6 protein-coding genes and 2 riboswitches are annotated in these 8,379 nt (G+C 64.0%); of the genes, 2 read left to right on the top strand and 4 right to left on the bottom strand.

The features are described 5' to 3' along the window. Window positions 1-164: 164 nt before the first annotated feature. The 4 genes from CPH89_RS22830 to cobW are packed head-to-tail and all read right to left on the bottom strand — an operon-like array spanning window position 165 to window position 6,654. Window positions 165-776: a vWA domain-containing protein gene (locus CPH89_RS22830; RefSeq protein ID WP_053256542.1), complete on the bottom strand. Its 612-nt coding sequence runs from the start codon at window positions 774-776 to the stop codon at window positions 165-167. A 53-nt stretch (window positions 777-829) separates the two neighbouring features. Next, entirely contained in the window at window positions 830-1,828 is a 999-nt protein-coding gene (locus CPH89_RS22825; RefSeq protein WP_053256490.1) for a magnesium chelatase ATPase subunit I, read from the bottom strand. Further along, window positions 1,828-5,589 carry a cobaltochelatase subunit CobN gene (gene cobN, locus CPH89_RS22820; protein WP_053256491.1) on the bottom strand — a complete coding sequence of 1,254 codons (3,762 nt, stop codon included), beginning with the start codon at window positions 5,587-5,589 and terminating at the stop codon, window positions 1,828-1,830. Before cobN ends, CPH89_RS22825 begins: the two co-directional genes overlap by 1 nt. Before the next feature lie 3 nt (window positions 5,590-5,592). Then, entirely contained in the window at window positions 5,593-6,654 is a 1,062-nt protein-coding gene (cobW, locus tag CPH89_RS22815) for a cobalamin biosynthesis protein CobW (RefSeq protein WP_053256492.1), read from the bottom strand. A 91-nt stretch (window positions 6,655-6,745) separates the two neighbouring features. Then, window positions 6,746-6,945: riboswitch (cobalamin riboswitch) on the bottom strand. A gap of 164 nt (window positions 6,946-7,109) precedes the next feature. Here cobW and CPH89_RS30440 point away from each other — a divergent pair. Then, window positions 7,110-7,787: a hypothetical protein gene (locus CPH89_RS30440; protein WP_169716562.1), complete on the top strand. Its 678-nt coding sequence runs from the start codon at window positions 7,110-7,112 to the stop codon at window positions 7,785-7,787. Between the two features lie 86 nt (window positions 7,788-7,873). Further along, window positions 7,874-8,086, top strand: a riboswitch (cobalamin riboswitch). A 96-nt stretch (window positions 8,087-8,182) separates the two neighbouring features. Next, entirely contained in the window at window positions 8,183-8,371 is a 189-nt protein-coding gene (locus tag CPH89_RS22805) for a CbtB domain-containing protein (protein ID WP_053256494.1), read from the top strand. The last annotated feature ends 8 nt before the right edge of the window (window positions 8,372-8,379 follow it).

Here is an 8,379-nt window from a genome sequence, read left to right as displayed (position 1 = left end):
TTTTCAGCTGCCGCTTGCATCGGGTGTGCTGGGCGCCCTGATAAAATCGCGGGCACAGCCGGGGGCCAGGAGCGGCTTCCGGCAGGCTTGAAAAATTAAGGGATTTGGCAGGCGGGGGGTGACATGGGAAGCGGGGACAAGCGGGAATCAGGGAACGTTCACTTTTATTGCAGCGGCACGCTGTCGATATGCCGATAGTCCAACTGCAACGCAAGCGCCAGCTGTTGGGCGCGTCCGAGCTGGATCGGGCCGCGCTCGATATCCACCAGTAATCCCGGGCACTCGAGCGCCGCTAATCCGGCGATATCTTTGAGCCGCCCATCGGTAATTACCAGCAAACGCTGCTGCTCCGCCGGGTAGCGCTTGCGCCGCGCGTGCAGCCAATGCCCGGCTTCGGACAGCGCCGCCAGCAACGGCGTGCCGCCGCCGGCACCGAGTTGAGCGAGCCAATCGGTCAGGCCCTTGGCGGCTTTCAACCCCTGCACCTGCCATTTGGGCACGTGCCCGCTGGCCGTCAGTAACGCCATGCGCGCCCGTTGCCGATACGCGTCATCAAACAACTGGGCGAGCAAGCCTTTGGCGTCACTCAACGCACCATGGCGCCGGGTGGACGCCGAGGCATCGACAATCACCAGCCACAACTCATGGGCTGCACGACTGCGCAGGTGGTACACCAAATCCTCACGGGTTTGCGGGCGACCACCGAGCAAGGTGCCCGGCCAGTTGATCGAACCAAACGGTGCGCTACGCGCTTTGCCATGCCTGCCTTTTTCCAGTCGCCCCGCCTTGGGCCGGGCATCCGCCCCCGCGTCAGGTCGGGGGCGAATGCCTAGGGCTTTTTTGGCCAGGTGGGCACATCCCGGCGCGCGCCCGTGGGCAACGGCGCTGCGGGCATAGCGCCCCATTGGCCTTGGCCGGGTGAGCTGTCCGAAGGTTGTGGCGCCTGGCCTTTATCGGGCGGGCTCGCCGGAGGCGTCTGCACCTGGCGACGATGACGCAAGGCAAATTCGGCCACGGTGTCGATATCTTCCTCGGCGATAGCGCCCGCGCCGCGCCAGGCTGCATGGGCGCGCGCGCCGCGCAACCACACAAGGTCTGCGCGCAAGCCATCGACACCGGCGGCAAAACAGCGCTCAGTGATCTGCGCCAATGCCTGATCATCCAAGGCAATGCTGTCGAGCCGCGCCCGCGCCTGGGTGCAGCGATCGCGCAAGGCGGCTTGCTGCGTAGCCCATTGGCTGCAAAACGCGGCAGGATCGCTGTCGAAATCCAGGCGGCGGCGGATAATCTGCCCGCGCTCGGTGGGCAGGGTTTGCCCGCTCAAGGCCACATTGAAGCCAAAGCGGTCGAGCAGTTGCGGGCGCAACTCGCCCTCTTCCGGGTTCATGGTGCCGATCAATACAAAGCGTGCCGAATGCCGGTGGGAAATGCCGTCGCGCTCGATCAGGTTGGTGCCGCTGGCGGCCACATCGAGCAGCAGGTCCACCAGGTGATCAGGCAGTAAGTTGACTTCATCAACGTACAGCACGCCGCCGTCAGCCTTGGCCAGGACGCCGGGGGAAAATTGCGCGCGGCCTTCGCCCAGCGCTGCGTCCAGATCCAACGTGCCCACCAGCCGCTCTTCGGTAGCGCCCAACGGCAAGGTGACAAACTGCCCGCTGGCCAACAAATCCGCCAGGCCTCGGGCCAACGTGGACTTGGCCATGCCGCGCGGGCCTTCGATCAGCACGCCGCCGATTTTCGGGTCGATGGCGGTGAGGCACAGGGCCAGTTTCAAGTCGTCGGCGCCGACCACGGCGGACAGCGGGAAATGCGCAATATCAGTCATCAGCTGTCTTCTTCTATGTCCAGCAACAGGTTTTCCAACGCCTCGCGATACGCGCCCGGCGCTTGCCACATGCCGCGCTGCTGGGCTTCGAGCATACGCTCGGTCATGTCGCGCAGGGCATCGGGGTTGTGCTGCTGCACAAACGCCCGGGTGTCAGGGTCGAGCAAATAGGCGTCGGCGAGCAAGGCGTATTGGTGATCATCAATCAGCGCAGTGGTGGCGTCGAACGCGAACAGATTGTCCACCGTCGCGGCCATTTCGAACGCGCCTTTATAGCCATGGCGCTTCACGCCTTCGATCCATTTGGGGTTGGCGGCACGGGAACGGATAACCCGGTTCAGCTCTTCCTTCAGGGTACGGATCCTGGGCAGGTCCGGCTGGCTATGGTCGCCATGATAGCTGGCGGCCTTGTCACCGCTCAGGGTTTCCACGGCGGCGAGCATGCCGCCCTGGAATTGGTAGTAGTCGTTGGAATCGAGCAGGTCGTGCTCGCGGTTGTCCTGGTTCTGCAGGACCGCCTGCACCTGGCTCAGGCGCTGGGCGAACTGTTCGCGGGCGGCAGTGCCTTCGTCGGCACCGCCATACGCATAGCCGCCCCAGTTCAGGTAGACCTCGGCCAAATCCTCGCGGCTCTGCCACAAGCGACCATCAATCGCACCCTGTACGCCCGCGCCGTAGGCGCCAGGCTTGGCGCCAAAGATGCGCCAGCCGGCCTGTTTCGCCGCTGCCTCTTCATCCAGGCCCGCGCTGAGCAGCGCCTCGCGCTCGCTGCGCACCTTGGCCGCCAGCGGGTTCATGGCATCCGGCTCATCCAGGGCGGCCACCGCTTGCACGGCTGCATCAAACAGCCGGATCAGGTTGGCAAAGGCATCGCGGAAGAACCCGGACACGCGCAGCGTCACATCGACGCGCGGGCGATCCAACAAACTGATCGGCAGAATCTCGAAGTCATCCACGCGCTGGCTGCCGGTGGCCCACACCGGGCGTACGCCCATCAGCGCCATGGCCTGGGCAATATCATCACCGCCGGTACGCATGGTGGCAGTGCCCCAGACCGACAGGCCGAGCTGGCGCAGGTGGTCGCCGTGGTCTTGCAGGTGCCGCTCAAGGATCAGGTTGGCGGATTGAAAGCCGATGCGCCAGGCGGTAGTGGTGGGCAGGTTACGCACATCCACGGTAAAGAAATTGCGCCCGGTGGGCAGCACATCCAGGCGCCCACGACTCGGTGCGCCGCTGGGGCCTGCGGGTACAAAGCGGCCACTTAACGCATCCAGCAAACCGCGCATTTCCGCCGGCCCGCACGCATCCAGGCGTGGCGCCACGACGATGCGCAGGCTTTCGATGACCGCCTTCACGTCCTCCCAGCCGGGTTCCTCCAGTTGCTCGAGCGGCCCTTCCAGCGCTTGTTCGATCAGCCGCGCGGCGTATAACTCCAGGCGCTCGCGGGTATCACCGGCAGTGCGCCAGAGCTGCGGATCAATGGCTTGCAGCACCTCGGGGCGACGCCCGGTCCACGGCTCGGCCAGCGCACAATCGAGTGGGTCGAAGCCCAGCGCAAACGCCTTGGCCAAAACGCGCAGCAAGCTCGACTGCGGACCACGCCCATCGCCGCGCGGAATGCGCAGCAAGGCCAGCAAGGTGTCGATGCGCAAACGGCCGTCGGGCGACTCGCCAAAAATATGCAGGCCGTCGCGGATCTGCGACTCCTTCAAGTCGCACAGGTAAGTGTCCAGGCGCGGCAACCAGATCGCGGCGTCGGCGTCGTTGTCCAGCTCCAGCTCCTGATCGATATGGGTTTCGCGCACCAGCTTGAGAATGTCTTTTTGCAATTCAAGGGCGCGGCGCGGGTCCAGCAATTGCGCCTCGTAATATTCGTCGGCCAACAGCTCCAGGTTACGCAGCGGGCCGTAGGTCTCGGCCCGCGTCAGTGGCGGCATCAAGTGGTCGATGATCACCGCTTGAGTGCGCCGCTTGGCCTGGGCGCCCTCGCCCGGGTCGTTGACGATAAACGGGTAGATATTCGGCAACGGCCCCAGCAGCGCGTCGGGCCAGCAGTTTTCCGACAGCCCCACGCCCTTGCCCGGCAGCCATTCGAGGTTGCCGTGCTTGCCCACGTGGATCACGCCATGGGCGCCGTAGGTGTGGCGCAACCAAAAGTAGAACGCCAAATAGCCGTGGGGCGGCACCAGGTCCGGGTCGTGATAGACCGCGCTGTGGTCCACCTGATAACCCCGCGCCGGCTGGATGCCGACGAAGGTCAGGCCCAGGCGCAGGCCGGCGATCATCATGCGGCCGTCGCGGCACATCGGATCGTTCTGCGGCGTGCCCCAGCGCTCCAGTACCGCCTGGCGATTGGCTTCCGGCAGGCGCTTGAACATCGCCTCGTAGTCGTCCAGGCCCAGGCTTTGGTGGCACGGGCGCAGGTCGAGGCTGTCCAGATCGTTGGTCACGCCGCCAAGCAGCTCATGAATCAAGGCCGTGCCGCTGTGCGGCAACTCACTGGGCACCGGATAACCGTCGGCTTGCAGCGCGCGCAGGATATTCAGCGCCGCCGCCGGGGTATCCAGGCCCACGCCATTGCCGATGCGGCCGTCGCGGGTCGGGTAGTTGGCGAGGATCAGCGCGATGCGCTTTTGCGCATTCGGCACCCGCGCCAGCTCAACCCAACGCCGCGCCAGCTCGGCGACGAAATCCATACGCTCGGGCGCAGCGCGGTAACACACCACGTCGGACTGGCTGCGCTCACTGCGCCAGGCCAGGTCTTTGAAGCTGATGGGACGGCTGATAATGCGCCCGTCCAGCTCCGGCAAGGCAATATGCATCGCCAGGTCGCGCGGGCCGAGGCCTTGCTCGCTGGCCTCCCAGCCGGGCTGGTTGTCCTGGGCGCAAATCGCCTGGATCACCGGAATATTGCGCCGGAACGGGCGCAAATGCGGGGCTTCCGGGCTGGACTGGGCAAAGCCGGTGGTGTTCAGAATCACCGCCGCCTGCACGTCATCCAGCCAGTCTTCGACCACCGTCAGGCAGCCGGGCTCTTTCAAACTGGCCACCGCTATCGGCAACGGGTTAAGACCCGCCGCTTGCAAGCGTTGGCAGAACACGTCGATAAACCCGGTATTGGCCGCCTGCAAATGCGAGCGGTAGAACAGCACGGCGGCTACCGGCCAGTCTGCCTGCCAATCCGACTGCCAGTCATTCAAGCGCGGGTTGGCTTTATGCGGGTGATAAATCGCGGTGCGCGGCAGGCTTTGCGGTTCGGCCCAGGCATAGTCGCGGGCCAGGTAGCTGCTTGCCAGGCAACGATAGAAATCCAGCGCGTTGCCCAGGCCGCCCTGGCGCAGGAAGTGCCACAGGCGGTCGCGCGCGTCCACGCCTACGGTGCTCAAGCCGCTGAGTTCCGGGTCCGGGCGATCATCGCCCGGCACCAGGATCAGTTGCACGCCACGCTCGGCCAACTTCACCAGGCGCTCGATGCCGTAGCGCCAATAACCGATGCCGCCGTGCAGCGAAATCAGGATGACCTTGGCGTGGCGCAGCACCTCGTCCACGTACAGGTCGACCGAGGCATGGTTCTGCACCTGCATCGGGTTGGCCAGGCGAAAGCTGGGGTAGTCGTCGGGTAACTGCTGAGCCGCTTCGGCGAGCAGTGCCAGGCTGGAGTCGCCGCTGCACAGGATCACCAGTTCAGCGGGGGTTTGGCCTAAGTCGGCAATGTTGTCTTCCGAGACGAAACCGCCGGGCTGGGTCCTGAGCAGGTGCATGGGTTAAACGCTGAGGGCGGCGCGCAGTTGCGCTTCGAGGCCCGCCGCGTCCAGCGCCTGGCCGATCAGCACCAGACGCGTGACGCGTGCTTCATCAGCCTGCCAGGCACGGTCGAAGTGCTTGTCGAAACGTGTGCCCACGCCCTGGATCAGCAGGCGCATCGGTTTGTTGGGGATCGCCGCGAAACCTTTGACGCGCAGGATGCCGTGTTGCACCACCAACTGCGTCAGGGCGTCGAGCAGCAGCGCTTCATCGGCTTGCGGCAGGTCGATGGAGATGGAATCGAACGCATCGTGGTCGTGGTCGTCTTCACCTTCGTGGTGATGATCGTGATGGCTGTGGCGGTCGTCGATGTGTGCTTCGGAACCGGCGCCCAGGCCGATCAACACGTCCAGCGGCAGGCGACCGCTGCTGGCTTCGATGATTTTTACGGCGGGTGGCAGCTCTTCGGCGACTTCGAGGCGCACGCGGGCCAGGTCTTCAGGGCTGATCAGGTCGGATTTATTCAGGATCACCAGGTCGGCGCTGGCCAGTTGGTCGGCGAACAGCTCATGCAGCGGCGATTCATGGTCCAGGTTCGGGTCGAGTTTGCGCTGGGCATCCACCTGGTCCGGGAACGCGGCGAAGGTCCCGGCGGCCACGGCCGGGCTGTCGACCACGGTGATGACCGCGTCAACCGTGCAGGCGCTGCGGATTTCCGGCCACTGGAAGGCCTGGACCAAGGGTTTTGGCAGGGCCAGGCCCGAGGTTTCGATCAGGATATGGTCGAGGTCACCGCGACGGGCGACCAACTCGCGCATCACCGGGAAGAACTCTTCCTGCACGGTGCAGCACAGGCAGCCGTTGGCCAGTTCGTACACGCGGCCGTTGGCTTCTTCCTCGGTGCAACCGATCGAACACTGCTTGAGGATTTCACCGTCAATGCCCAGCTCGCCGAACTCGTTGACGATCACGGCGATGCGACGGCCCTGGGCGTTGTCGAGCATATGGCGCAGCAAGGTGGTTTTGCCCGAGCCGAGGAAGCCGGTGACGATGGTGACGGGAAGTTTGGCCAGTGTTTTCATCGGATGCCCTTTGGGGCGGGCATACGGGACGATGGCCCTGCGCAACGCGCAGAAGCTGATTTCGTCACCGGATCACCCCGCCCGGTTGAAGTAGAAAATCGGTGACGAGGCAGGTCTCCTGGCTTGGGGCATGCGGGTCTTGCGACCGGCGCTGACTGCGCCTTCCCGCCGTATCGGCAGTGGCGTGGCAGTCAGATGAACCCTTCACAGTTGCGGGGGCAGCCGCGGCTTGAACCGCGTTCCCTTCTTAGCTTCGACCTGGGCCGAAGAACCTCGAAGGTGCAAGGCTACGCAGTGCGGGGAAGCGGGTCAACGTTGATTGATACACGGACCGGGGCGCTCGCCGTCAGCGGCTTGAAACAATTCCAGATCTTATTAACCGAACGCTCCGGGAACGCCATAACCGCATTCGACACCTATGAGTGAACAGACCTCAACATAAAACGGAAATCACCATGACGCTCACGATTCCTCCCTCTGTCAATTCACACTTGCCCGCAGCTCTCCTCCCTCAGCAAGCCGCGCCTACGACTGCACGTTGGACGGAGCCCGTTGACCAACTCCACCCCCGAGAACTGGCGCAAGCACTCCAAACCTATTTTGATGCCATGAGCGATCCGCGCTTTACCGAGACCATTACCAAAAAGTCCCTTCAGCGAGTGGCAGATGGACGACCGCTGAACGGGGTGCCGCCAACCCACACGCAGATCGAGATTGCCCAGGAAGTATTGAAGCGCAAAGACCTCTTCCAGCAGTTGGACTTTACCAGCGGCAAGGACGGTCAAATCAGCCGAGACGATCTCGCGACTGAGACCGGTGACTTCCAACGCCTGAGCGACCGTGCGCTGATCACCCTGGTGGGCAAACACTTCAACGAATTTGGCGGCGGCGACAAATACGTGAACTTCACCGAGTTGCGAGAAGCTTCCGGTGAACTGCCAAGCGCTAACACCTTCAGCCCGCAAGCGAGAGGGGTCGCTCAGGCCCTGCTCAAACGCAAAGAGTTGCTTGACCGCCTGGATATCGGCGTGGGCTTTTTGGGGTTCTCAGGAACACAAGATCAGCGCTTCGATCAGCGCAACGTTGAGTACACACGCACCCACAGCTCGCCGGAATTTCACTACCCGGACTGATCGATCGGGCCAACCAGCGGGTGGCGGCTGGCGAATTTCGAGAGCCGCCAAACCTCCATTTGACGCCTATCCCCCGCCCATGCTCTCCTACACCTCTTGTTTCGGGTGCCCTTCACAGGGTGAAACGGGAAACCGGTGACTCACGTCGACACGTGCGAAGTCCGGTGCTGCCCCCGCAACGGTAAGCGAGCGAAGCGTCACAGCCACTGTGCCCCTGGCATGGGAAGGCGATGCTTTCAGGACTCTGTTCACAGAGCCCCCTCGCAAGCCCGGAGACCGGCCCGAAAAATCAGATAACAAACCCGCGGTGGGCGGGCGCTGTTCAGAACCCTGCGTGCCTGGCTCGCGGGGTTTGCATGCGCTCGTTTCACCCTGACACCCAGAAGGGACGCGCCATGTCGATCATCAGCAGCACCTCGCACACCACCAGCAGCACCGCCACCCTGAGCCAACGCCTGAGTGCCGCCATCGGCGCGTCGATTCTGGGCGCGTGCCTGGTGTATTTCGCCGGCTTCTCGCATATCGAGGCGGTGCACAACGCGGCCCACGATACCCGCCACAGCGCCGCGTTCCCGTGCCACTGAGGCCTGCC

The sequence above is a fragment of the Pseudomonas fluorescens genome, assembly GCF_900215245.1.
Taxonomy (GTDB): domain Bacteria; phylum Pseudomonadota; class Gammaproteobacteria; order Pseudomonadales; family Pseudomonadaceae; genus Aquipseudomonas; species Aquipseudomonas fluorescens.
Note: the sequence above shows the minus strand (reverse complement) of the source record. Positions and strands in the feature narration are given on the sequence as shown.

Coding starts and splice junctions, on each gene's coding strand:
- CPH89_RS22825 (WP_053256490.1), bottom strand. CDS start 1,828: ATGACTGATATTGCGCATTTCCCGCTGTCCGCCGTGGTCGGCGCCGAC.
- cobN (WP_053256491.1), bottom strand. CDS start 5,589: ATGCACCTGCTCAGGACCCAGCCCGGCGGTTTCGTCTCGGAAGACAAC.
- cobW (WP_053256492.1), bottom strand. CDS start 6,654: ATGAAAACACTGGCCAAACTTCCCGTCACCATCGTCACCGGCTTCCTC.
- CPH89_RS30440 (WP_169716562.1), top strand. CDS start 7,110: ATGACGCTCACGATTCCTCCCTCTGTCAATTCACACTTGCCCGCAGCT.
- CPH89_RS22805 (WP_053256494.1), top strand. CDS start 8,183: ATGTCGATCATCAGCAGCACCTCGCACACCACCAGCAGCACCGCCACC.